Raw genomic sequence first — 370 nt, 5'->3', positions numbered from 1 at the left:
CCAGGAAGCGCCCGAAGCGATTCGTCCATCGGAAGTGGAAGTGGTGGCGGAAAAGCTGACAGATATGGAAGCGGATGCGCAGAAACTCTATCAGCTGATCTGGCGTCAGTTTGTTGCCTGTCAGATGACACCGGCAAAATATGACTCCAGCACCATTACTGCCGCCGCCGGTGATTTCCGGCTCAAAGCGAAAGGCCGTATTCTGCGTTTCGACGGCTGGACCAAAGTGATGCCTGCGCTGCGTAAGAATGATGAAGATCGTACGCTGCCTGCGGTAAGCGTGGGTGATGTTCTGGACCTGCAACAACTGCTGCCCGGTCAGCACTTCACCAAGCCACCGGCGCGCTTCAGCGAAGCGTCACTGGTGCGC

Annotated in this window: 1 protein-coding gene; it reads left to right on the top strand. The window is 57.0% G+C overall.

From position 1 onward, the window contains the following. Positions 1-370 (top strand): DNA topoisomerase (locus SB756_RS28490; protein ID WP_410912851.1); only part of this gene is annotated, 370 nt, incomplete at both ends.

Source organism: Pseudomonas sp. SIMBA_068 (assembly GCF_046534705.1).
Classification (GTDB): Bacteria; Pseudomonadota; Gammaproteobacteria; order Pseudomonadales; family Pseudomonadaceae; genus Aquipseudomonas; species Aquipseudomonas putida.
The sequence above is the reverse complement of the archived record's forward strand: the minus strand, read 5'-3'. Positions and strand labels throughout refer to the sequence as shown.